Source organism: Exiguobacterium sp. s83 (genome assembly GCF_018617095.1).
Taxonomy (GTDB): domain Bacteria; phylum Bacillota; class Bacilli; order Exiguobacteriales; family Exiguobacteriaceae; genus Exiguobacterium; species Exiguobacterium profundum.
Genome location: NZ_JACSJP010000005.1, coordinates 14,659 through 36,908 on the forward strand (window position 1 = coordinate 14,659; position 22,250 = coordinate 36,908).

Consider the following 22,250-nt stretch of genomic DNA (forward strand, 5'->3'; position numbering starts at 1 on the left):
CTCATATGAAAATCGCAGTCATCGGATGTACACACGCAGGAACAGCAGCAGTCAAAGGATTACTCGCCAAGCACGACAATCTCGATATCACCGTTTACGAGCGGAACGATAACGTTAGCTTCCTCTCGTGTGGGATTGCGCTCCACGTTGGTGGTGTCGTCCAACGTGCGGAAGAGTTATTCTACTCGTCACCACGTGAACTTGAAGAACTCGGTGCGACGATGCGCATGAAACATGACGTCTTGTCGATCGACTCCGAAGCGAAGACGGTCCACGCTAAAAATCTTGAGACCGGTGAAGACGTGCATGACACGTATGACCGCTTGATCGTCACGACGGGTTCATGGCCGATCGTCCCGACGCTCCCGGGGATCGAAATGAATGGAATCGAGCTCTGTAAAAACTACTCGCACGCCCAACGCATCATCGAGCGGGCGACAGACGCGACGAAGATTGCCGTCATCGGGGCTGGCTATATCGGGGTCGAGCTCGTCGAAGCGTTCGAAGCATACGGAAAACATGTCACGTTTATCGATAGTGCCGACCGCATCTTGAACAAGTATCTCGACAAGTCGTTCACGGATCAATTGGAAGCGGATATGACAAGTCGCGGGATCGATCTTGAACTCGGTCAGACGGTCGAAGCGTTCCGTGGAACAGAAGGGAACGTCACACACGTCGTGACGGACAAAGGTGAATTCGAAGCGGATCTCGTCATTCTCTGTGTCGGATTCCGTCCGAACACAGGACTCTTAGAAGGACAGGTCGATATGCTCGGGAACGGTGCCATCATCGTCGATGAATATATGCGTACGAGCAACCCAGATATCTTTGCGGCAGGGGACAGCTGTGCCGTCTACTATAACCCGGCGCGTACACACGCCTATATCCCACTTGCGACGAACGCTGTCCGCATGGGAACACTCGTCGCGGAGAACATGATGCAACCACGCGTCCGCTACCAAGGGACACAAGGAACGTCGGGACTTCGACTCTATGACTGGAATATCGCGTCATCTGGTCTGACGGAAGAAGCGGCAGCACTCTTTGGACTCGAAGTGGAAAGTGTGGTCATCCAGGACGCGTATCGTCCGGAGTTCATGCCGACCGCAGAGAAAGTCGAATTCAAACTCGTCTATGAAAAAGGGACACATCGTATTGTCGGTGGACAAGTGTTATCGAAAGCGGATTTGACGCAAGCGGTCAACACACTCTCGCTCGCCATCCAAAACGAGATGACGATCGAAGAGCTCGCCTATGTCGACTTCTTCTTCCAACCGCACTACAACAAGCCATGGCACTTCCTGAACAGCGGGGCGCTTGAAGCGATGAAAGACAAAGTGAATGCCTAACAAAAAAATGCGGAAGCTCATGGCTTCTGCGTTTTTTTTAGAGATAGTGTGGTTCATCTTTCATCAAGTTGGCAAGAAGGATATAGATGAGAAAGTTAGCCGGCAAAAAGACGAATAAGAGCCGAATGCCGAGTGAAGAGATGTTCACGTATTCAGCGATCCCGCCGCATACACCGGCAATTGAGCGGTCCGTCGCCGACTTTCGAAGTGTTCGTTGCATAGAAAAAGCTCCTTATGAGTTGATATGTAAATTTTACCATATGAGTGTATGAAAAAGCGCACCAATTCAATTGGCGCGCTTTTGATTTATTTTAGAATGTCGACGAGTTCATCGAGCACTTGGTTGGCAGACAAGACGCCACCCGACGTGTTCCAAATGTCATCACTGACTTCTGTCACTTCCCCTGCTTTGACAGCATCGAGGTCTTTCCACAACTGGTTCGATTGCCATTCTTCGGCTGTCTTCGACCCGTCGGCCCCACCATATGTGAAGTAGACGATGTGGTCGCCCGCCATCTCTGGGATTCGTTCCATCGCGACTTGTTCAGCGAATTCTGCTTTATCTTGTGACGCTGGACGTTTGATGCCGACATCATTAAGGATGACGCCGGAGAAGCTGTCATTGAAGTAGATGCGTGACTCGCCAGGAAGGAAGCGGACGACCGAGAGTTCTTTATTCACGGCGTCCCCGAGTTCTGCTTTCGTATCTTCGACGTGCTGTTCGTAGTCGGCCAACCCTTGATTGCCTTCCTCTTCTAGGTTGAGTGCGTTCGCATAAAGGGTGAAGTTCTCTTGCCAATCACCTTTGAGCGTCTCTGACATGACCGTCGGTGCGATGGCGTTTAACTTGTCATAGATGTTCTCTTGACGAAGTTTCGTTCCGATGATGAGATCGGGTTCCAATTTTGCGATGGCCTCTAGATTGACTTCGCTTTCTGTCCCGACTTCCGTGACGTCTGTCATCTCGGACTCAATGTGCGGGTACCACGGGTCGCCGTTCCATGATTTGACGGCTCCGACTGGTTTGACGCCGAGGGCGAGAAGGGCTTCTGTCCCTTCGTTCGTCAAGACGACGACGCGTTCTGGGTTTTCAGGTACGTCCGCCGTTCCCATCGCGTGCTCAATCGAGCGAGTCGCAGTTTCTGAACTTGTATTGTTCTCTGTATCGTCAGACCCGCCGCAAGCAGCGAGGACGATGGTTAAGCAAAGCGTAAGTAACGCGAGCATCCATTTTTTCATTACAATTCTCCTCTATGTAGGTGATTTTCCTTCCTGACTATAAGTGATAATGATTCTCACTGTCAACCCCTTTTTCTGGAACGCAATATTTGCTATGGTAGGAAAGGAAAGAAGTGAGGACATGAAAAAACCTTGGATCAAATTACTTTTCTTGATCATCTGTTTACCTATCTTAAGTTATATCTCCTTGCGCGTCGGTGTGATTGCGGTCAGCCATCAAGATGTGATGACGTTCCAAGCGGACGGGTCATCTCAAGCGATGATTGCGTTAGCCGACAATCGTATCCCACGGACGGTCGTCGCGCTACTCGTCGGTAGTGTCCTAGGTCTCGCCGGGCTCATTTTTCAACTCGTGACCCGTAACCCGCTCGCATCTCCTGATATTTTGGCGGTAAACGCCGGAGCGAGTCTGGCCATCGTGCTCGTGACGCTTTTTGGGTTCAGTAGTATCGCCTCGTTCACGACAGCCTCGCTCATCGGAGCGTTTGTTGCCGGCGTGATTGTCTATCTACTGAGTGCGAACGGTGGGAACGTCATGTATATGACGCTTGCCGGGGCGTCGCTTGCCGCTCTATTCAGCTCATTTACCCAGTCGATCATCGCGTATGAGGAAGGTGCGCTCGATGAGGTACTGTTCTGGTTGACCGGATCGGTCGCTGGACGATCGCTCACGCTCGTCGAGATGTTGTTGCCATGGATGGCGGCGGCGGTCATTCTCGTTCTCTTGCTCAGTAAAGAATTAGAGACGTTATCGCTCGGAGACCAGGTCGCCCGTTCACTTGGACAAAATGTCGGCATCATCAAGTTCGTCGCCGTGACGCTCGCCGTCGTGCTCTCCGCATTCGGGGTGGCGCTTGCCGGACCAATCGCATTTGTTGGTCTGCTCGCTCCCCATTTGGCGAAATATCTATTCGGGACGGCCTTTTTCGCTCGTCTCGCCGGAAGTGCCCTCATCGGTAGCGTTCTGTTGCTTGCGGCTGATATTCTGGGACGCATCATCCTGTTCCCACGCGAAGTGACCGTTGGGGTCGTACTCGCCGTCATCGGTGGAGCATTCTTCATCTATCTCGTCAGTGTCAGACAAGGAGTCTTTAAATCATGAAAACATATCGCTTTCGAAAAGGTCCTGTCTCGTTCACGCTCCGGAAGCGTGAAATCGAGTTGGCGCTTCTACTTGTCGTTGGATTGCTCGTGTCGATTTATTTCGGGCTCGCCATCGGTGACACATTCCTTAGTCCCGCCTCACTCGCTGCCCTGTTCATCGGAGCAGGGGATGCATTCGAGCAGCTCGTCGTCTTCGAGTTTCGGATGCCACGTGTGTTGATGGCAATCACTGCCGGCGCAAGTCTCGCCGTCAGCGGTCACTTGTTACAACTGACAATCAAAAACGAACTGGCATCCCCGGAGATTTTCGGGATTGTCGGAGGTGCAGGGGTTGCGACGGCTACGTTCTTCACCGTTTTCTCGGATGAGCGAACGAATCAGCTGTCAGTGCCGCTCGCCTATATCCCAATCGCTTCGTTCCTTGGGGCGATTGTTGTCGGGATGTTCCTCTTCTATTTGTTGAAACGTGGAGTCCCACCTGTCCGGCTAGCACTTGTTGGGATTGGAATCAGCATCTTCTCGCAAGGGATCGTTCAGTTCATGATGCTCGCCTCGAACGTCTACCGAAAGAACGATATCCAACAATGGCTCACCGGTACCGTCTACGCCGCGACGTGGAATCAATTGAAGATTATGGTGCCGTTCGTCCTTCTCTTTTTGCTGGCAGCCTTCTTGATTGAACGTCATGTTCGTCCGCTTCATATCAGTGAAGCGACAGCGACGAGCATCGGCGTACCGGTACGAGGGATTCAGCGTGGGACGTTGTTGCTTTCCTGTTTACTCGCCGGTATTGGTGTCGCCTTTGTCGGTGCAATCGGTTTTGTTGGGTTGATGGCACCTCATATCGCTCGACAAGGGTTGAAGCTCCCTTACATTTGGGCGACGCTACTTGTCGGGGCGACGATTGTCGTGTTGGCGGACGTACTCGCTCGGACGATTTTTTATCCGTATGAACTACGGACCGGCGTGATGACAGCCGTCATCGGAGCACCGTATTTCTTCTACTTACTTCGACGGATGATGAAAGGAAGCATGAGATGAACACATTTGATTTGAACCACGTAACCATCGGATATGAACAGAAGACGGTGCTCGATCAATTATCATTCTCCATCCCACATGGGAAAATCACCGTCCTTCTCGGCGCGAACGGCTGCGGGAAGTCGACGCTCCTCTCGACGCTTGCGAGACAGCGAGATGCACTTGGCGGGGAGATCGCATTTCGAAACAAACCGCTCGATTCGTATCGAGCGAAAGAGGCGGCTCGACTCATGGCATTCATGCCACAAGTGAACGTGGCACCGGATGGATTGACCGTCGAACAACTCGTCCGATTCGGGCGTTATCCGTACCAGACGTTCTTCAAACGATATTCGGAAGACGATGAACGGGCCGTCGAGCGGGCACTCGCCTTCACCGATACGGTATCGCTCCGTGACACGCTCGTCAGCAACCTTTCCGGAGGACAAAAGCAACGGGTATGGATCGCGTTGGCACTCGCTCAAGAGTCGGAGACGATTTTGCTCGATGAACCGACGACATACTTGGACATGTCGCACCAAATCGAGATTTTAGATTTGATGTATCGATTGAATCGATTGGAAGGAAAGACGATCATCATGGTACTTCACGACCTTCACTTGGCCTGTCGCTATGCAGATCATGTCATCGCATTAGCTGGCGGTAACGTGTATCGCGAAGGCAGTCCGAACGATGTCGTCGATGAGACGTTCATGAAAGACGTATTCGGTCTCAAAGTCGTGGTGACCGAGGATCCGCTATACGGGACACCGCTCTGTGTACCGTATTCACACTATGAGTTGAATGAAAAACGACCGACCTGAACCTAGTCTGCGGACTAGGTTTTTTACGGAAAAGTAGGGAAAAAGAGTAGGATAAGTGCGCGTCATGTTTTCTACCTAAAAGGAGGAATTTTTCATAGCTAAAAAGGAAAAACAACCGTATCACATCGTCACGTTCCCATAAGAATCGATTTTAGACGGGCTTGCAGCAGAGTTCGGAGGAACGGTCACGCGGACAGACGAGGAGCTGTGAATCATGAAACTCGGGATTTTAGGTGCCGGGAAAGTCGGACGCACGCTCGGGGAGCAGTTCGAACGAGCAGGCTATGAGGTGCTGTACGGGACACGGACGGAGCGAGAAGGGACATTGACGCTACAAGAGGTCGCCTCGACGAGCGACCGGACGGGGTGTCGGGTGCGGAGTATTTGCAGCGACTCATTCCTGATACGAAAGTTGTGAAGGCGTTCAATCAGACAGGGGTCGAGAATTTAGGCGATCCGAATGGGTCCGTCATGTTCGTCGCAGGTGAAGATGAGGAAGCAGTGCGGCTTGTTGTCGAGCTATCGAACAAGATCGGCTTCGATACGCATCCGCTCCACGGGCTGAAGCTTGCTCGTGAGCTCGAAGGGTTGGGTGGCTGTGGATTCATCATGCAGTGAATGAGCGAAAATCACGGGACTTCGCCTTCTACTTAACAGAACGCTAAAAGACGATTGAGGCGAGATGCCTCAATCGTCTTTTTGATTAGAATCCTGTATAGCGATCAGAACGCGTTTGCAGCAGCTTAATCGTCTCGTGCTCAATCTGCTCAACTTCACGTTGCTGCCAACCCGGCATGAGAAATGCATCAACGAGTGCCCAAATGCCTGTGATGAATGCACCGAGACCGAGCGTCAAGACGACGAGTAGGATCATGGCGATTCCTGAACCGATTTTTTTGAAATAGAAACGATGCGCACCAAATGCACCGAGGAAAAACCAAAGCAAGTAGGCGACGAGCAGGCTACGTTTTCGTTTTTCGACTTCGCTATTTACGAGTAACATTTCTTCTGTCGTCAAATCCATACGCGAATCATACATAGGACTCCAACTCCTTATCCATAATTGTTATAATGAGTTCGCACTCAAGTATATCGGAAAATGGATTTGTTTCCATGATTTCCTAAAAAGAAAAGAGGTTCTTTATGCTTTTTCCGATTTTGACGTTCATCGTCGCCTTCGTTCACGTCGTCGGTGGGGCGATTGCCCTTTATCAATATCCACAATATAAGCGTATGGCCATCAGTGCCATCGTGCTCGGGTTCGTCTACGGTGGGTTGACCGTGGCGGTGATTGGATTATGACGAACAGACCACTGCGTTCGCGTCTTCAAATGAAGAGCGGCTATCAGTTAGGGACATACTTATTTTTAGGTCTCATCATTTTTGATTTACTCTTAGGCGACGTTCCGAGAATCTCGTTTGCGATGTATGCAGTTTTCTTTTACTTTTGGCAACGGGAGCGTGTAGAAAAAGAAGAGAAGAGGTTAGCCGAGAAGATGAAGCGGAAGTCGGATGAGTGGACGATCACATTCGTCGTCTTGTTTTGTTTGGTAGGCTATGCGGTCTCCCTTGGCCTACAATATCCATCTGTTTCGTTGCTCGAACTGAGCATTTATGGCTTCTCGACAATCTTCTGCATCCGGGCGTTGACCTTGATCTATGCGATGCACCAACAGCAGCTCGACTAAAACCCATCCTTCCACTGAGAAAGGATGGGTTTGATTTAGGACGCGGCTCGTCGCAGGACGAGCTTTTCTTTTACATAGATGCCGCTATAGACGAGGAAACATCCGAAGCTGACCAACAGTCCGATGTAGACGCTCATCATGAACGGGGTGAGAAGCGACCCGATTAAAATCGTCGAGCGTGATAAGAAGTCGGCACCGGCGAACGACGTTCCGGCAAACGCGGAGTACGCACCACGTCGGTCTTCTGGCATCATGTTCGCCTTCTCCGTATTCAATACGGGTGAGTACAATAATTCGCCGAACGTTGCGATGAGCATGAAACCGAGGAGGAGCATCATCGAATTCGCACTCGTGATGATGGCGTACCCAATCGTGTATAGCACGAGCCCACCGAGAAGTGTGTGCTTGTTTGAGAAACGTGAGGCGAGACGTTGGATGAAGAACGTCAACGCGACGACGATAAGCGTATTTTCGATTTGAATGAGGCTCATCATCCGCACCCCATTGATCGTCCATGATTCAATCGAGAGCGGTTCGAATGAATCGGCGAGCCGGACCGCGACATAACTACCCATCGAGAACTCGGCAGCGAGGATACACATCGAGCCGAAGACGACTTTGACGAACGGGCGGTCACGCCAGGCGATTTGATAGCTTTGGAACACGTCGACGAAGACGAGGCGAAGCTTTTGGGACGTCCACGTCCGTTTCGTGTCCTCGAGGAAGATGGCGTACGCGATCGGCAGCATGCTCGACGTGAACGTCAAAATCCAAAACAGTAACAGCTGGTTGCTGACATAGAGCCAGCCCCCGAGTGCCGTCCCGATCGTGATGGATAAGTTGATCAACCAGTAATCGAGCGCATAAACGGCTTTTCGATTCTCGGGCGTCGTCGCATCGATGATGATGGCACTCATCGCAGGCCGCCCGAGGTTGTTCGTGACCGTGAAAATCGTATAGGCGATCATGAAGACGATCATCTGGTCGAACTGAAGACTGAGCGTCATGACGAGAAACATCGAGGCCGTGAGACTTGCCGTCAACACGAGGAGTCGCTTCCGTGAAAATTTATCGGCGAGGTATCCCCCAATCAACCCGATCACGTATCCGAGACAGACGAGCGAGATCAAGAAGACGCCCGCGATCCATTCGTTGAACGCTTTGACAAAGAGAAGTGCCATGAACGGCATGATGGCGAATGAGACCGAACGATTAAAAAATGATGTTACGAGTCGAACTTTTATTGGTTTAGGTATATCTTTCCATTTCATCTTGTCACCTTCCATTCTGTAACTGTATGATAAACAAGACAACGGATTTGAAAAATGGACGACATGGGGAAATGATGTCCACTTTTAAGGGGGGATGTGACGTGGATGCGTATTTATTTCGATTGTGGAAAGGGTGTCGCGATGGGGCGTACACGATTTCTGATATGGCGGAAGCCATTCATTTAAGCCCGAAACAGACGAAGCGTCATTTGGCACGGTGGCAAGAAGAAGGGTGGCTCACGTATACGAGCGGACGTGGACGGGGGAATTTGACGCGTCTCGAATGGTTGCGTCACGTCGAGCGTGATTTAGCTAAACAGTTGCTCGAACGCATGGAGAAAGAGTCGGTCGAGGCAGTGACGAATCAACTGGAGTGGGACTGGTCGCCTGCGCAGGCAGGTCGGTTCATGCGCCAGCTCGAGAAGAAGTTCGGTTACGTCCAGACGTCGAGCGATGCGCTCATCATCCCGCGACGCCGTCACTTTTTGACGACACATCCGCTCGAGGCGGCTGACATCCACAGTGCCCACCTCGTCCAGAACGTCTTCAATCGTCTGTTCATGATTGACGCGTCCGGGAAGGTCACGGGGGAGCTTGCGCATCACTATGAATGGCAGGGGAATACGCTCGTCTTGTTTCTTCGGAAAGGGGTCCGATTCCATGACGGGTCGCTCATGACGAGTAAAGATGTGACGAAAAGTTTACGCACACTCGTTCAGTCGGATGCGTATCGGTATATGTATCGGCACGTCCGGCATATCGCATCGAACGGCACGTATCGCGTCGACGTCACGCTCGACCGGCGTCGGAATTCGTACATCCCGAAACTGTCGATGATTCATACGAGTATCGCCAAAGGGAGTGTCGGGACGGGGCCGTTTCAATTGGATCGCCATGACAAGGAGAAGACGGTCCTCCTCGCCTTCGAGAATTATTTCGGGGTGCGGGCGCTCCTCGACCGGGTCGAGTTCATCAAAGTGCCGGACGGATATGATCCGACGTATCGCATCTCATCAAGGGATTCCAAAGAAACCGGACACATCTCGACACCGTCCGGGTTCGGGCTTGTCATCTTGAACAGTCACCCGAATAGTGTGTTCGCCAATGAAGAAGCGAGACATTACATGCATCGATTGATTGCGGAGATTCGACCGGAAATCGGGACACGGAATGAACGGAGAACGCCGAACGACCGAGGGTTTCTCGGTTCGCTGAGCGAGACGTATCGCATTCCAAAAGGAACACCCGTCACGTTCGACCGACCGATTCGAATCAAACAGACGGACTTCACGAACGATACGACCGACTGGATTGCCGAGATGTTGACACGTCATGGGATTGCCTATGAGTTCGTGCCCATCAGCTTCAAAGATTCGATTCATGACAAGACGTATTATGAATACGTCGATTTGGTCGTTCACGGGGAAGTGTTCGAGCGGAACATCACGCTCGGGTTTGAACAGTTCATGACGAACGAGTACTCGCCTCCGCATAAAGTATTCCCTTATATAGAGGGGATGGCGGAGCGGGTCGGGCAATATGATGACCTGCCGTTTGAGGACTGGTTGCCGCTACACCGGGAGATTGAGCGCGAGTTAAAAGAGAAGTCGTACTTCATCCCGCTCTATAACGAGGAGAGGACCATACCGTTCCCGGTCGAGCTGAAGGACGTCTGTGTCGACTTGTTTGGTTATTTTGATTTTGCGAAACTATGGATTCCATCATAAGGAGGGGTTCGATGAGGAAAAAACTATTAATGGCATTTCTTTTTTTCAATCCAATCGTATTTTTGATTGGATGGTGGAACGGTGAATGGATGACGATTACAGTGGCGGGATTCGGTGTTATCTTTCATGCACTTTATCAGGAGCAACTCGAACAGTTCGACGAAGAGAGAGTCAAGTCAATGTTGCGAACCGTCGATTCGAAACTCGTCTCATCGATTGGTTTTCTTTCAATTTTCAGCTTTTTTGTCGTCGTCTGGTTCTTTGACGAGACGTCAGTTCCGTTGCTTGATACGATGTACGTCGTGTTTGGTGTCATCATGATGCGTCGTGGTATGTTGATTCGCAGTGCTGTACTCCATGAAAAGATTGATTTGACGAACGTCATCCATATAAAGAAAACCCCGAGTTCGTAAGACTCGGGGTTTCGTTATGCGGATTTGTCCGTGCCTTCTTTTTTGACTTTTCGGGCGAGTGCCAAGATTTGATACACTTTGAAAAAGTCGTAAGCGGCGACGGCGATGATGAAGTACGTCCAGAAGCTGAAGCCGTACTCTTGTACCGAGAAGTACGCGAGGACGGTGAACAACACACCGAACGAGAGACTGAAGAGCATCATCACTTTTAATTGTCGCGGCATAACTGCCACCTCATTTCTACATTAAAAATAGTACGAGCATCACGAGCGCGTTGTTAAACGTGTGGATGGCGATTGGAACGATCAATCGTCTTGTCTTCGCATACGCGTAAGAGAATGCGAAACTCATCGCGATATAGACGAGGAAGCGATTGTCTTGGTGGATGAGTGCGAAAAGAATCGAACTGACACCAAAGGCAATCCAGAACCCGAAGCGCGCGTTCAAGTTCCCGAACAAAATATGACGGAAGAGAATCTCTTCGATGATTGGTCCGAGCAAGACGACCGGCAAAATCATGAGTGGAATAACTTCCACCATATCAGCGATGTTTTGTGTGTTCATCGATTCGACGAGTTCGCCCGAGATGGCCGTCTCAATCAAGTTCGCCACGATGACGAGCCCGTATTGCATCAAAATCCCGAGCCCGATCCATTTGACCGTGTCGTTCAAGTTCGACTGGATACCTTGGGCTTTGTATTGTTTCAAGTCTGGCCAGATGAGCAAGATTGACAGAACAATCGTCACACCGAATCCGATGGCGAGCCAGAGCCCGACGAACGTTTCTGTTAACCATTCCGGTCGTAACGCTTTAATCACGAGCGGAAATAGCTGGACGAACGCATATAGTAAAATCGGGGTGAGGTGCCGGAGACGAATGTTAGGCGCCATCGAAAAACGGGTATTTATCGATTGGTTTGAGTTTAATGTAGCCAATTCAACACGTCCTTAATCATAAGAATGAACCTACCTTTTTCTCATTGTAACAAATAAGTTCTCTTGACCGCGAGTAAGAGCATTTTTTAATGTATCCCCCTTGATTTTTTTATCGACACATACTACACTAATCAGTGTTAGCACTCCTTTTAACTGAGTGCTAAAACCTTACGATACACATTACATCATTCATATTCGGAGGAGGGTTTTTCCATGTTAAAACCACTAGGCGATCGTGTCATCATCGAAGTCGTGGAGAAAGAAGAAAAGACGATCGGGGGCATCGTGCTTCCTGATACGGCGAAAGAAAAGCCGCAACAAGGGAAAGTCATCGCAGTCGGTACAGGCCGCGTGACAGACGAAGGCAAGCGCATCGATCTCGACGTGAAAGAAAATGATTTGGTCATCTACTCGAAGTACGCAGGTACCGAAGTGAAGCATGATGGAAAAGAGTACTTAATCGTTCGCGAGAGCGATATTCTCGCAATCGTAGGCTAAGCACCATTATTCAAAAACTTTTTTAGGGGGAAATGAACGATGGCAAAAGATATTAAATTCTCAGAAGATGCACGTCATGCGATGCTTCGCGGCGTCGACGCACTCGCTGACGCAGTCAAAGTAACGATTGGACCAAAAGGACGCAACGTCGTCCTCGAGAAGAAATTCGGTTCACCACTCATCACGAACGATGGTGTGACAATTGCAAAAGAAATCGAACTCGAAGACCGCTTCGAAAACATGGGTGCGAAACTTGTTGCTGAAGTCGCGTCGAAGACGAACGAAGTCGCAGGGGACGGTACGACAACAGCGACAGTCCTCGCACAAGCGATGATTCGTGAAGGGCTCAAGAACGTAACAGCGGGCGCGAACCCGATGATCCTTCGTAAAGGGATCGACAAAGCGGTCACACGCGCGCTTGAAGAGTTGAAAGCCATCTCGAAACCAATCGAGTCAAAAGAAGCGATCGCACAAGTTGCGGCTATCTCGGCAGCGGACGAAGAAGTTGGCGAATTGATCGCAGAAGCGATGGAGCGCGTCGGTAACGACGGTGTCATCACAATCGAAGAATCACGCGGCTTCACGACAGAACTCGACGTCGTTGAAGGAATGCAGTTCGACCGTGGATACTTGTCACCATACATGATCTCAGACTCTGACAAGATGGAAGCGTCACTCGACAACCCGTACATCTTGATTACAGACAAGAAGATCTCAAACATTCAAGAAATCATCCCAGTGCTCGAGCAAGTCGTGCAACAAGGGAAGCCGATCTTGATTGTCGCAGAAGACATCGAAGGCGATGCACTCGCGACACTCGTCTTGAACAAACTTCGTGGTACGTTCAATGCGGTAGCGGTTAAAGCACCAGGATTCGGTGACCGTCGTAAAGCGATGCTCGAAGACCTCGCGACACTCACGGGTGGTCAAGTCATCACAGAAGACCTCGGTCTTGACCTCAAATCAGCGTCACTCGATATGCTCGGTCGCGCATCGAAAGTCGTCGTCACAAAAGACACAACGACTGTCGTCGAAGGTGCAGGAAACGAAGACGCAATCAAAGCCCGCGTTCAAACGATCCGCAACCAAATCGAAGAGACAACGTCTGACTTCGACCGTGAAAAACTCCAAGAGCGTCTCGCGAAACTCGCGGGTGGCGTAGCCGTCGTCAAAGTCGGTGCAGCTACGGAGACAGAACTCAAAGAGCGTAAACTCCGCATCGAAGACGCACTCAACGCGACACGTGCAGCAGTTGAAGAAGGAATCGTTGCGGGTGGTGGGACATCACTCATCAACGTCATCCCGGCTGTTCGTGCGCTCCTTGCAGAAGTGACAGCGGACGAAGCAACTGGTGTCAAACTCGTCCTTCGTGCCCTCGAAGCACCGGTCCGTCAAATCGCGGAAAACGCGGGGGAAGAAGGTTCGGTCATCGTCGAGAAGCTCAAGAATGAGTCAGTCGGTGTCGGGTACAACGCGGCAACTGGCGAATACGTCGATATGATCGCACATGGTATCGTCGACCCAGCGAAAGTGACGCGTTCAGCACTCCAAAACGCGGCATCTGTCTCAGCGATGTTCCTCACAACAGAGGCGGTCATCGCAGACAAGCCAGAAAAAGATGCTCCTGCAATGCCTGACATGGGCGGCATGGGTGGAATGGGCGGTATGATGTAATATTATCCCAAGCTAAAAAACGGCGAAGGGAAATGAAGGAAATTGGAAGTTAAGTTCGATTATAAAACTACAATTTTTGCTTGTAAAATCTTTTATGAATTCACAGAATTCATAAAAGATCTTCAGGCTGTTGACGCACCAAATAGCATATGGCGATTTGGTGCGTCTTTTTTTATGTTCAACGAGCTTGAGGCGTTCTGCCCGACAAAAGATTGAAGAAATGTTATGTAGACGGTCCTTTCTTGCCAACAGGTTGGCCAGCTTCTTCATGTTTTGTGCGGTGGCTGCCACCAGATTGGCGCGTTGGACCTTCGCGGTCCCCCTGTAGAAGGTGAAACGAAGCCCGTGGAGCTCTTTCACATCGGCGAACGAGCGCTCGACGGTCTGCGGCCGCAGTCGGTAGAGGGATTTCCCAGACGCGGACAGGCGGTTCTCGTTCACCTGCTCGCGGTAATGTTCATCGACGTGGCGTGTGATGTCCCTTCGGTGCGTCCGGCTGGACGTGCACTTCTCGAGGAGAGGGCAGTTCTGACAGATGGAGGGGTCGGAGACGTAATGGTGATAGCCGTGGCAGTCCGTCGTCTGATAGGTGAGGCGCTGTCGCGCCGGACAGAGATACGCATCTTCCTCGGGCAGGTACGTGTACCGGGTCTTGCGGAACATCCCCTTCTTCCCACCGAAACGCCTCCGGGCGATGACCCCGAAGATGCCCCGTTCGACGAGCGCCTTCGCGATCCCGGTCGTGAAGTAGCCTGCATCGAGTGCGACCGCCTCGAGCGGGAAATGGAAACATTCGAGGACATGGTCGAACCGATTGAGATAGACGGTGCTGTCCGAGACGTTCCCGGGTGTGACGTGTACATTGACGATGAAATTGTGCTTGGCGTCGACCGTCCGATGCGCCAGCCAGAAAAAGCCTTCCGGCTTCTGGTCACGATACATGTATCCCACATCCGGGTCGGTCCGGCTCACCTTGACGAGCCGGCGCTCCCTCTTCTCAGATGCCGGTTTCAGTTCTTTTTTCCGCGTTCGGCCCGTTCCTCGTTCACGCGGGTGAGAAGCTCGTCCTCGATCGCGCCGGTCTCGACGAGATGGCAACGGAAGGCGACGAAAGCTTCCTTCAGGATCGGGGACGCCGCCGGGTGGACGCGGAAACGGTTGATCGTCCGATAACTCGGCTCGTGGCCCTGGGCGAGCCACATCATCCGCAAACTGTCCTTGAGAAGGCCCTCGATCTTTCGGCCCGAGAACGCGGACTGTGTGTAGGCGCGGAGGACGATTTTCATCATCATGCGCGGATGATAGGCCGGGCAGCCCGTCGTTCGCCAGAACGGTTCGAATGCCTCGTCCGGGATCTGTTCGACGAGGTCATGGACGGCGAAGGCGATATCGTTTTCCTGAAGCCGGACTTCTAAATCTAGGGGCAAAACCAATTGGTTCATGGTATACTCTTTGTACATAGGGGCACCTCCAAAGTTATGGTTTGGTCACTTTAACTTTATCAGAGGTCGCCCCTATCTGTTTAGTCTCAAATGCGTGCACGAACCCATAAAAATGACAAGAGGCCCCCGTGAGCGAACAAGTCGCTCACGGGGGCCTCTTTCTTATAAATCTACTGGGTTATGTCCCAGCCTCTTTTTGTTTTCTTAATTAACGAATCAAGATTACGTTGTTAATAGGTAATTGTGTTGGTAAAATTAGGTGGAAATAACTTATATGTAGTTTATTTATTCATGAATATCAACAATGTGTATAAAAAGGGTTTTAATTAATAAAAAGTGAATTAATTTTTTGGTGGAAATAAGAATAGGAGAGTGTTAAAAGTGAGCAATTTAAGAAATAACAGCACTTATTTTTTAAAAGATACTGCATTAGTCAATAAAGAAAATGATGCTTTTCACCATGAAGATTATGTTCAAAACTTAAAAACAATAATTTTAGAACATGATCCACCGTATAACATTGCTTTGATAGGAAAGTGGGGAGTCGGTAAATCGTCAATTATAAATTTATTAAAAACTGAAATAGAGGGTAGACCAGAAATTTCAATTCATGAGATAAATGCCTGGAAGTACGAAAACGACTCATTAAAAAAAGCATTTCTTAAGAATTTGTATAACAAATTTAACCCTCATGCTGATAATGAAGCATCTAAAAATTGGGGAGAAAGTTTAAGGAAATTTACAGGTAGTGTTAACCATGAAACGGAGACATTATCTCCTCGTAAAGCACTAAAAGATATTTTGCCGATAATCAAAACTCTTTTTGCGCTCTGGGCTATAGCTTCTATTTTGATACTCGTATTTTTATTTGTTACAGATATAATTAATGCACTTTTTACAGCAAACACTACTCTAGAAAATATGAAGGATTCATACGCGAGCTTTAAAAAAAATGTATGGGTAGTTGCAATATTGGGTCCAACCTTACTAATATTACAAGACCTTATTAAAGATGCAATTCAAAGAAAATATTCTGATATTCATTTAATAAAGCCCATTGAAACTGCAGATGAATATGAGGAACTATTTAAAAAAGAAATCAAAGAGTTTAAAAATAGACATCCAGAGTTTAAAAAACTGGTTGTTATTGTGGATGATTTAGATAGATTGACTACAAAGAAAGTTGTTGCAGCCTTAGATGCAATAAAAGCTTTTGTAGAAATAAATGAATGTATATTTATTGTTACTTGTGATGAAAATATTTTGATAAATGCTTTGGAAAAAGAAAAATTAAATAAGTCATTAGATGTTGATGGAGAACTTTTTCTTGATAAGCTATTTCACTTTAGAGTGTCGTTGCCCCCTATTATTGAAAGAGATATGAGCGATTATGCAGTCTCAATTGCTCAACAAGAAGCACCGGGCCTTGTGACGGCTTGTAATGGACAATTTCAGGAGCTTATTGACATCCTAATTCATACCGATGTTAGTACACCAAGACAAGTGAAAAAAATATTGAATACTTTCGCTAACAATTTACTCATAGCACAATCAAGGGAATCAGATGGTCGTAAACTAGAGGATAAATTACTTACTAATGAACAAGGTTTACGCTATCTAGCAAAAATATCTGTAATTCAATCAGACTATAATGACATTTATAATGAACTTATAAGAGACTATAGTTTTTTAGAAGATTTACTCAAATTTTATCAGGTTAGTGAAGATGAGGATAACACTACTAAAGCTTCGATCAAACAATTTTTTAATAGTAAAGGTAGTTCATATCAAATCAAACCAAATTTCGAAGGTTTAATTAATTTTCTTACTAGAACCCAGCATATAGTTGTAGATAATGTAGCTCCTTTTATTTATTTGGGACAAGATACTATAGGTTTGAATGCTGGAGATGAAAAACAAAGAACGATTCTTCAAAGTATGATTAATGGTAATGAAAAGCCGATATTAGAAATTCTAGAAAAAGCTAATGAAAAAATTTATTTGACTCAAGCTATAATTGATGTTATTAAACATGCGCCTCCGAAAACTTTACCCTCAGTTATTAAAGCTGCAACATCACTCGTTAACTCTATTGAGGTAGAAAAAAGAGAATTTTCTAATAGTATTTCTTATCGTTTAAATACTAATGATCTGTCGCGCATTAGATTTTGGCAATTATCGTTGTCAGATTTGCTTGAAATCTATTTTCAATCTAGTAATAAACTTGGAATTGAAAAAGCCATTTTGAATATGTTAAGTGACCTGTTTACAAAAAATAATGAATGGAAGAACTCAGAAGGTAGAGCATTATCTAGTGAAGAGTTTTCGAAAAGAATTTCAAGCTGTTTAATTTTACTTTTTGAAAAAGAAGATAAATTACCAAAATCCATTAAAAATAAAATTAAAGAATTTTTAAACAATGATGAAGACAAATATAATTTCTTTGATTTTGAAAATGTTCATAATCTTTACCTTGATTTCTCCTACCACTTCAATGAATATTTTGGTTTGCCATTTTATGATCAATTAATTAGTAGTATAGAAAATTCGGATGGGAAGCAATACGAAATGGAAATGATGACTTTCTACAAAATTGCTCCTGATATCAGAGATTTAGACACTAATTCATTTATTCAGTCAATTGTAAGAGTTATCTCATCGAGTGGTTCGGAATATTTACTGAAAACCCTAGAATTATTAAATCCAATTATGAATGATATTGAAGATGAAGTAGGTTCTTCTATTCTTCAATCAATAATTGAAACGCCTTTTAAACATGAAAAAGAAAATGAAATATTGAGTTTAGTGAATAAAATTCCATTTAATTTAAATTCTATTGAAGATTTAGTAAAGCAATTTGATAATTTTATATTTGATTTTATTTCGGATGAAGATTTGGAAGAACAACCAGAATTATTAGCTTTAATGGAAACTGCAATGGAAAACAGTAAAGAGGATTTCGGAATATATGCAAACACCTTCGGATACTTGATTGATAATCTATTAACTACTTCAGAAAATGATAATTATTTAATAGCTTTCAACTCTAGCTTTAGTGATAATCAACGAAAACTATTATTTGAAAAGCTGAAAACTACTATCCCATTAAATGCTTACAAAGCATCAAATTTCGAAAGATTAACTATTCTTTATTCTATCTTTATCAATGAGAAGAAAAACGCGGCTTATATTGAAGAATCTATGAAGTTAGGGATTCAAGAATTCCGAAGTAGATGGCAACAAAACAAGAGTTGGGCGAATGATTTTATTGGATTATTCTCAGTCACATCTTCGCTCATAGATCGAATTGATATAGAAAATTTGTTACCAGTGCTCGAAGGACCTGTAACCAGCTCAGGTGACACTGATATCACATTAAAAGCGTTAAAGCATCTTGGAAAACATTTACCCGAAAATAAGATAGTCTCTTTAAGAGCTTATAGTATTAAATATTCTGAGACAGATGCTTCGAAAATGGATGCATTTGAATTCTTAAAAGCCACTAGAAATTATGCAACTAAAGAAAACGAAAATTTACATGAGTATGTCACATTTTTAATTAATAATTTCTCTTTAAGTATAGAGCGCTTTTTAGATGAATTAACCTCTAAGTTTTCATCTATAAGAAAAGAATCGTTAATTCTTTTATTAGAAAAAGCTAGCCATTTAAAGAAAGATGTTTTGAGATCAAAATTGACATTGATACAAAATACTTTAGAAAAATTTTTTATGGTGTTCGATGAGGAAGGTAGAGAACAATTACTAATTAATACTATAAAAAGCTCTATAGACGAAAAAATCATTGATAATGTTCTACTCGAATCTTTAGATGATACTATTCGAGCAGATGTATTAAACAAAGTATTAAGTTCTGCTGATATAAGAGACAAGAATGTTAGGATAAGTCTTTTAAAACTATGTAAACCGTCTATAAACAATATTGAAAATACGAAGTTCACAAATTTGTTGATTGATATGTTTAATGAAGATGACGAAGACTATATTGTTAAAACTTCTGAAATATTACTCAATGATTTTTCGGATTATCGATTTAATAAAGAGAAGCGACGAATTTCAGAACAATTGTATAGCACATTTCGTAACGTGAATTTAAATGTTAAGTCAAAGTTGTTAGAGGTTAGTAAAGTGTTTTTATTACGTGATATTTTTATTGAAAATCTTAAAACTGATGTATTTACTGAAAAAGAAAAGGATCTAATCGTCAGTCACTATAATCTTCGCAGAAAAAAGAAAAGTATATTTAAAGGGAAATAGAAATCTGTGATTATGTGATAATTATATAGACTAAAAAACGTGTAGAAACTTCGTTGTTTCTACACGTTTTTTTCAATCAGTCTGTTTCCGGTTATACATCACGACGCTACCGACGAATGCAGCAAGCGCCCAAGCAGTTAGCAACCCGAGCTCTAGCCCGACAGCACCAAAGTTCGCACCATCTTCCACTTGATGAGCCACGTCAATCAAAAGCACGTTCGGCAAATACTCAAGCACTCCGATGATGGCGAAACGATCTTGTAGTGGCAACAACATCGGTGAGAACGAGAAGAAAAAGAACGGCAACATGACAATCAATGAAGCTTCCATGACCGTCTTCGACATCAAGCCGAACATCGTTCCGATCCCGATATAAAAGAATGTCGAGACGATGAGCGCGAGAGCGATCACAGCCAGATTTTGTGGAGCATAATCCATCAAAAATGACGAGACTACGATGAGGATCATCGTCGTCACGAATGTGAGAGCGCTCTTTCCGAGCAAGATGTCGAGCGTGCTCGCTGGGGACAACATGAGCCCGCGAAGCGTGTTCTTCTCTTTCTCTTCGGCAATCAATGCACACTGCACAAAGATTGCCACGAGGCTGAACGTGATGTTGATGACGAAGTACGTGATATCGACGCCAGCGTCACCGATTCGCGAATAAAAGACAGCGAAGAAGAGCGGCATGACCAAGGTTGACGAGACGAATAAGTTTCGAGACAAATCCTTGTAGTCTTTCTGGAAAATAGCGAGTGCACGTTTCATTGAAAAAGTCATGATAATTTCCTCCCTGTCACTTCGATAAAGATATCGCCGAGTGTCGGCTCGTTGGAATGGATCGATGCGATATTTTTAGCACGCATCTGTTTATGGAGCCAATCCGCGCCTTCGTCGGTTTGCGTCACTTCATGCGTCTGACCGTTGTTCAATTCAACTTGCATCGATCCCGTCGCATATTTCCTGCGCAATACGTTCGGGGCATCGAGCAGTTGAATCGACCCTTGATGTAAGAAAGCGACACGATCACACAGCTCTTCGGCTTCTTGCATATCGTGTGTCGTCAGAAAGATGGTCGTTCCGTTTGCCTTCAACCGTTCAATCCCTTTATAGATATGTCGAGAGTTGACCGGGTCGAGAGCCGATGTCGGTTCATCTAGAAACAGTAACTCTGGCTCATGAAGAAGGGCGCGTGCGAGCGTCACCCGTTGCAACATCCCTCTAGAGAGTTTGTCGATGCGCTTTTTCCGTTCCCCGCTAAGATTGACCATGTTCAATACTTCATCGATCCGAGTCTTTGGTTCATCATAAAGGTCACAATATAAGCTCAGGTTCTCTTCTATAGAAAGTCGTGTATAAAGACCACTATTGTCCGTCAACACGCCGATGCGTTTACGGTACTGTTCTTGTTTCAAGTCAGCGACCGGCACGCCGAAGACGGTAGCATCACCGGCCGTCTGTGCGAGTTGTGACGTCAAGATTTTTATCGTTGTCGTCTTTCCAGAACCACTCGGTCCCAAGAAGCCGAACACTTCCCCTTTTCCAACTGTAAACGTCACATCATGTAACGCTTCCTCGTTCCCAAACAACTTCTTTAACCCGTTCACTTGAATGATTGGTTCCATTCCCGTTCCTCCTTGTCGATGTCGTCTTGCTTGTCTCTATCGTATAGGGAATGGGGGAAGGCTGCACTAAAATGGCGATAAATGGTGCTTATCAGGAGTTGAATGAAGCGAATAGAACTGTGAATGGAGACTATTTGAGCCCCATCATCGTCTTCAATTCTGCCATTTTTGTCTTGGATAACGGAATCGTTGTCTTCTCTGAATCATCCAAGACGAGACTGAAGCTATTTTTCGTATAGGTGATGACTTCGCGGACACGTTGTAAGTTCACGAGATAAGACCGATGGCAGCGGAAGAAACCGTACGGAGTCAAACGCGTCTCGAGCTCATTCATTGTGAAGACGCTCGGGAACTGATCCGATTGACTATGTAAAATCGACTGTCCGTCCTGACTTTCGATGAAGTCGATTTCAGGAGGATCGAGTAAGATGATTTTTTCGTTCACTTTCGTCGGGATTTTCTCGAAACGGACGTGGATGACCTCAGATGAGATGTCTGTCTCATCCTCTTCTTCTGGTTCCACATCTAACAAGCGCAAGTGACGATGGTCAATCCGATAAACGGTCGATGTCATGAAGAGCGCACTCTCCATGTTGCTCGTCAACACGAGGACGGCTTTTTGTCTCGACGTTAATGTCTGTAACGTATCGCGTAAAAGGTGGCGTGTCTCTTGGTCCACGTCTTGGTCAGGTTCTTCAAACACATACAGGTCACGGTCCTGGAGAAGCAGCGCGGCGTACTGTGTGCGTCTGACAAGGGAGCGATTGAGACGGTGGAGGCGATGCTTGCGGTAAGTCGTGAGTTGGAGTTGCTGCATCACCGAGTCGACCGAGTCAGTTGAATCATATAGGCGCTTGGTGAAGCGTAAATACTCCTCGATGGTGAGGCGGTCGTATAAACCGTCCCTTATGGAGAAGAGGGACAGTGTTGAAGCGTGGTCGATGTTCCCGGTATAAGTCGTGATTTCCTGACTGATGAGACCGAAGATGATTTCCCGAGAAATCACGCCACAATGAATGGCGGCCAACTCACCTGGTTGGATCGTAAATGAAATGTTTTCGAGAATGAGTGTGTCTTGTTGGCGAACCGAGACGTTTTGGAAAGTAAGCACCGAATCCCTCCCTTTTTAGTGGAATTATACCATTATCTGATTTAGAACTCG

23 protein-coding genes and 1 pseudogene are annotated in these 22,250 nt (G+C 46.7%); 13 read left to right on the forward strand and 11 right to left on the reverse strand.

Going from position 1 to position 22,250, the window contains the following annotated elements; genetic code table 11:
* The first annotated feature begins 5 nt into the window (after positions 1 to 5).
* Complete coding sequence (locus tag KNO73_RS13425; RefSeq protein WP_215112622.1) at positions 6 to 1,352, forward strand: FAD-dependent oxidoreductase; 1,347 nt, start codon at positions 6 to 8, stop codon at positions 1,350 to 1,352.
* 37 nt (positions 1,353 to 1,389) lie between these two features.
* Here KNO73_RS13425 and KNO73_RS13430 read toward each other — a convergent pair whose 3' ends face one another.
* The gene (locus KNO73_RS13430; RefSeq protein WP_026824450.1) at positions 1,390 to 1,572 is read right to left on the reverse strand and encodes a PspC domain-containing protein; all 183 of its coding nucleotides are present in this window, start codon (positions 1,570 to 1,572) and stop codon (positions 1,390 to 1,392) included.
* An 86-nt stretch (positions 1,573 to 1,658) separates the two neighbouring features.
* Positions 1,659 to 2,591: an ABC transporter substrate-binding protein gene (locus KNO73_RS13435; protein ID WP_215112623.1), complete on the reverse strand. Its 933-nt coding sequence runs from the start codon at positions 2,589 to 2,591 to the stop codon at positions 1,659 to 1,661.
* A 121-nt stretch (positions 2,592 to 2,712) separates the two neighbouring features.
* Here KNO73_RS13435 and KNO73_RS13440 point away from each other — a divergent pair, with 121 nt between their 5' ends.
* From KNO73_RS13440 to KNO73_RS15025, 5 genes are all read left to right on the forward strand, one after another.
* Positions 2,713 to 3,693: a FecCD family ABC transporter permease gene (locus KNO73_RS13440; RefSeq protein WP_215112624.1), complete on the forward strand. Its 981-nt coding sequence runs from the start codon at positions 2,713 to 2,715 to the stop codon at positions 3,691 to 3,693.
* Complete coding sequence (locus KNO73_RS13445) at positions 3,690 to 4,736, forward strand: FecCD family ABC transporter permease (protein WP_074034812.1); 1,047 nt, start codon at positions 3,690 to 3,692, stop codon at positions 4,734 to 4,736. The genes KNO73_RS13440 and KNO73_RS13445 overlap by 4 nt, the downstream gene beginning before the upstream one ends.
* Entirely contained in the window at positions 4,733 to 5,539 is an 807-nt protein-coding gene (locus KNO73_RS13450) for an ABC transporter ATP-binding protein (RefSeq protein ID WP_074034811.1), read from the forward strand. The genes KNO73_RS13445 and KNO73_RS13450 overlap by 4 nt, the downstream gene beginning before the upstream one ends.
* Before the next feature lie 214 nt (positions 5,540 to 5,753).
* The gene (locus KNO73_RS15020) at positions 5,754 to 5,957 is read left to right on the forward strand and encodes an NAD(P)-binding domain-containing protein (RefSeq protein ID WP_251025009.1); all 204 of its coding nucleotides are present in this window, start codon (positions 5,754 to 5,756) and stop codon (positions 5,955 to 5,957) included.
* On the forward strand, positions 5,924 to 6,157 hold the full coding sequence (locus tag KNO73_RS15025) for an NAD(P)-binding domain-containing protein (RefSeq protein ID WP_251025010.1): 234 nt from the start codon (positions 5,924 to 5,926) through the stop codon (positions 6,155 to 6,157). Before KNO73_RS15020 ends, KNO73_RS15025 begins: the two co-directional genes overlap by 34 nt.
* An 85-nt stretch (positions 6,158 to 6,242) precedes the next feature.
* On the opposite strand, the gene KNO73_RS13460 is transcribed toward KNO73_RS15025, so the two are convergent.
* Complete coding sequence (locus tag KNO73_RS13460) at positions 6,243 to 6,578, reverse strand: TM2 domain-containing protein (protein WP_214873933.1); 336 nt, start codon at positions 6,576 to 6,578, stop codon at positions 6,243 to 6,245.
* 104 nt (positions 6,579 to 6,682) lie between these two features.
* Between KNO73_RS13460 and KNO73_RS13465 the strand changes: the two genes are divergently transcribed.
* Positions 6,683 to 6,841 (forward strand): hypothetical protein, encoded by a 159-nt coding sequence (locus KNO73_RS13465; RefSeq protein WP_015880595.1) that lies wholly within the window; start codon positions 6,683 to 6,685, stop codon positions 6,839 to 6,841.
* Positions 6,838 to 7,227: a CobD/CbiB family protein gene (locus KNO73_RS13470; protein ID WP_214873931.1), complete on the forward strand. Its 390-nt coding sequence runs from the start codon at positions 6,838 to 6,840 to the stop codon at positions 7,225 to 7,227. Before KNO73_RS13465 ends, KNO73_RS13470 begins: the two co-directional genes overlap by 4 nt.
* Before the next feature lie 35 nt (positions 7,228 to 7,262).
* Here the strand turns inward: KNO73_RS13470 and KNO73_RS13475 are convergent, their stop codons facing one another.
* Positions 7,263 to 8,498 (reverse strand): MDR family MFS transporter, encoded by a 1,236-nt coding sequence (locus KNO73_RS13475; RefSeq protein ID WP_215112625.1) that lies wholly within the window; start codon positions 8,496 to 8,498, stop codon positions 7,263 to 7,265.
* A gap of 101 nt (positions 8,499 to 8,599) precedes the next feature.
* Between KNO73_RS13475 and KNO73_RS13480 the strand changes: the two genes are divergently transcribed.
* Positions 8,600 to 10,225, forward strand: a complete 1,626-nt coding sequence (locus tag KNO73_RS13480) for an ABC transporter substrate-binding protein (protein WP_215112626.1) — start codon at positions 8,600 to 8,602, stop codon at positions 10,223 to 10,225.
* 11 nt (positions 10,226 to 10,236) lie between these two features.
* Positions 10,237 to 10,638, forward strand: a complete 402-nt coding sequence (locus KNO73_RS13485; RefSeq protein ID WP_214812788.1) for a hypothetical protein — start codon at positions 10,237 to 10,239, stop codon at positions 10,636 to 10,638.
* Positions 10,639 to 10,652: 14 nt separating this feature from the next.
* On the opposite strand, the gene KNO73_RS13490 is transcribed toward KNO73_RS13485, so the two are convergent.
* Positions 10,653 to 10,862 carry a YdiK family protein gene (locus KNO73_RS13490; protein WP_015880600.1) on the reverse strand — a complete coding sequence of 70 codons (210 nt, stop codon included), beginning with the start codon at positions 10,860 to 10,862 and terminating at the stop codon, positions 10,653 to 10,655.
* 16 nt (positions 10,863 to 10,878) lie between these two features.
* The gene (locus KNO73_RS13495) at positions 10,879 to 11,529 is read right to left on the reverse strand and encodes a CPBP family intramembrane glutamic endopeptidase (protein ID WP_214732135.1); all 651 of its coding nucleotides are present in this window, start codon (positions 11,527 to 11,529) and stop codon (positions 10,879 to 10,881) included.
* A 258-nt stretch (positions 11,530 to 11,787) separates the two neighbouring features.
* Here KNO73_RS13495 and groES point away from each other — a divergent pair, with 258 nt between their 5' ends.
* Positions 11,788 to 12,072: a co-chaperone GroES gene (gene groES / locus KNO73_RS13500; RefSeq protein ID WP_214689558.1), complete on the forward strand. Its 285-nt coding sequence runs from the start codon at positions 11,788 to 11,790 to the stop codon at positions 12,070 to 12,072.
* 39 nt (positions 12,073 to 12,111) lie between these two features.
* A complete protein-coding gene (gene groL, locus KNO73_RS13505; protein WP_214732102.1) occupies positions 12,112 to 13,746 on the forward strand; it encodes a chaperonin GroEL in 1,635 nt (544 codons plus the stop codon).
* A 12-nt stretch (positions 13,747 to 13,758) separates the two neighbouring features.
* On the opposite strand, the gene KNO73_RS13510 is transcribed toward groL, so the two are convergent.
* Entirely contained in the window at positions 13,759 to 14,718 is a 960-nt protein-coding gene (locus KNO73_RS13510) for a transposase (RefSeq protein ID WP_215112627.1), read from the reverse strand.
* 83 nt (positions 14,719 to 14,801) lie between these two features.
* Positions 14,802 to 15,206, reverse strand: a pseudogene (locus KNO73_RS13515) (transposase); the annotation flags it as partial.
* Positions 15,207 to 15,560: 354 nt separating this feature from the next.
* Between KNO73_RS13515 and KNO73_RS13520 the strand changes: the two are divergent.
* On the forward strand, positions 15,561 to 19,463 hold the full coding sequence (locus tag KNO73_RS13520) for a KAP family P-loop NTPase fold protein (protein ID WP_215112628.1): 3,903 nt from the start codon (positions 15,561 to 15,563) through the stop codon (positions 19,461 to 19,463).
* A gap of 72 nt (positions 19,464 to 19,535) precedes the next feature.
* Here KNO73_RS13520 and KNO73_RS13525 read toward each other — a convergent pair whose 3' ends face one another.
* The 3 genes from KNO73_RS13525 to KNO73_RS15150 all read right to left on the reverse strand — a co-directional run bounded on the left by KNO73_RS13525 (position 19,536) and on the right by KNO73_RS15150 (position 22,199).
* A complete protein-coding gene (locus tag KNO73_RS13525) occupies positions 19,536 to 20,243 on the reverse strand; it encodes an ABC transporter permease (RefSeq protein ID WP_215112629.1) in 708 nt (235 codons plus the stop codon).
* A complete protein-coding gene (locus tag KNO73_RS13530) occupies positions 20,240 to 21,088 on the reverse strand; it encodes an ABC transporter ATP-binding protein (protein WP_215112630.1) in 849 nt (282 codons plus the stop codon). The genes KNO73_RS13525 and KNO73_RS13530 overlap by 4 nt, the downstream gene beginning before the upstream one ends.
* Before the next feature lie 130 nt (positions 21,089 to 21,218).
* Positions 21,219 to 22,199: a LytTR family transcriptional regulator DNA-binding domain-containing protein gene (locus KNO73_RS15150; RefSeq protein WP_215112631.1), complete on the reverse strand. Its 981-nt coding sequence runs from the start codon at positions 22,197 to 22,199 to the stop codon at positions 21,219 to 21,221.
* Positions 22,200 to 22,250 lie beyond the last annotated feature (51 nt).

What these genes read in the sequence shown, in the direction of transcription:
- KNO73_RS13450 (WP_074034811.1), top strand. Translation starts at nt 4,733, where the DNA reads ATGAACACATTTGATTTGAACCACGTAACCATCGGATATGAACAGAAG.
- KNO73_RS15020 (WP_251025009.1), top strand. Translation starts at nt 5,754, where the DNA reads ATGAAACTCGGGATTTTAGGTGCCGGGAAAGTCGGACGCACGCTCGGG.
- groES (WP_214689558.1), top strand. Translation starts at nt 11,788, where the DNA reads ATGTTAAAACCACTAGGCGATCGTGTCATCATCGAAGTCGTGGAGAAA.
- KNO73_RS13525 (WP_215112629.1), bottom strand. Translation starts at nt 20,243, where the DNA reads ATGACTTTTTCAATGAAACGTGCACTCGCTATTTTCCAGAAAGACTAC.
- KNO73_RS13460 (WP_214873933.1), bottom strand. Translation starts at nt 6,578, where the DNA reads ATGTATGATTCGCGTATGGATTTGACGACAGAAGAAATGTTACTCGTA.
- KNO73_RS13430 (WP_026824450.1), bottom strand. Translation starts at nt 1,572, where the DNA reads ATGCAACGAACACTTCGAAAGTCGGCGACGGACCGCTCAATTGCCGGT.
- KNO73_RS13435 (WP_215112623.1), bottom strand. Translation starts at nt 2,591, where the DNA reads ATGAAAAAATGGATGCTCGCGTTACTTACGCTTTGCTTAACCATCGTC.
- KNO73_RS13425 (WP_215112622.1), top strand. Translation starts at nt 6, where the DNA reads ATGAAAATCGCAGTCATCGGATGTACACACGCAGGAACAGCAGCAGTC.
- KNO73_RS13470 (WP_214873931.1), top strand. Translation starts at nt 6,838, where the DNA reads ATGACGAACAGACCACTGCGTTCGCGTCTTCAAATGAAGAGCGGCTAT.
- KNO73_RS13445 (WP_074034812.1), top strand. Translation starts at nt 3,690, where the DNA reads ATGAAAACATATCGCTTTCGAAAAGGTCCTGTCTCGTTCACGCTCCGG.
- KNO73_RS13530 (WP_215112630.1), bottom strand. Translation starts at nt 21,088, where the DNA reads ATGGAACCAATCATTCAAGTGAACGGGTTAAAGAAGTTGTTTGGGAAC.
- groL (WP_214732102.1), top strand. Translation starts at nt 12,112, where the DNA reads ATGGCAAAAGATATTAAATTCTCAGAAGATGCACGTCATGCGATGCTT.
- KNO73_RS13465 (WP_015880595.1), top strand. Translation starts at nt 6,683, where the DNA reads ATGCTTTTTCCGATTTTGACGTTCATCGTCGCCTTCGTTCACGTCGTC.
- KNO73_RS13475 (WP_215112625.1), bottom strand. Translation starts at nt 8,498, where the DNA reads ATGAAATGGAAAGATATACCTAAACCAATAAAAGTTCGACTCGTAACA.
- KNO73_RS13485 (WP_214812788.1), top strand. Translation starts at nt 10,237, where the DNA reads ATGAGGAAAAAACTATTAATGGCATTTCTTTTTTTCAATCCAATCGTA.
- KNO73_RS13495 (WP_214732135.1), bottom strand. Translation starts at nt 11,529, where the DNA reads ATGGCGCCTAACATTCGTCTCCGGCACCTCACCCCGATTTTACTATAT.
- KNO73_RS13490 (WP_015880600.1), bottom strand. Translation starts at nt 10,862, where the DNA reads ATGCCGCGACAATTAAAAGTGATGATGCTCTTCAGTCTCTCGTTCGGT.
- KNO73_RS13440 (WP_215112624.1), top strand. Translation starts at nt 2,713, where the DNA reads ATGAAAAAACCTTGGATCAAATTACTTTTCTTGATCATCTGTTTACCT.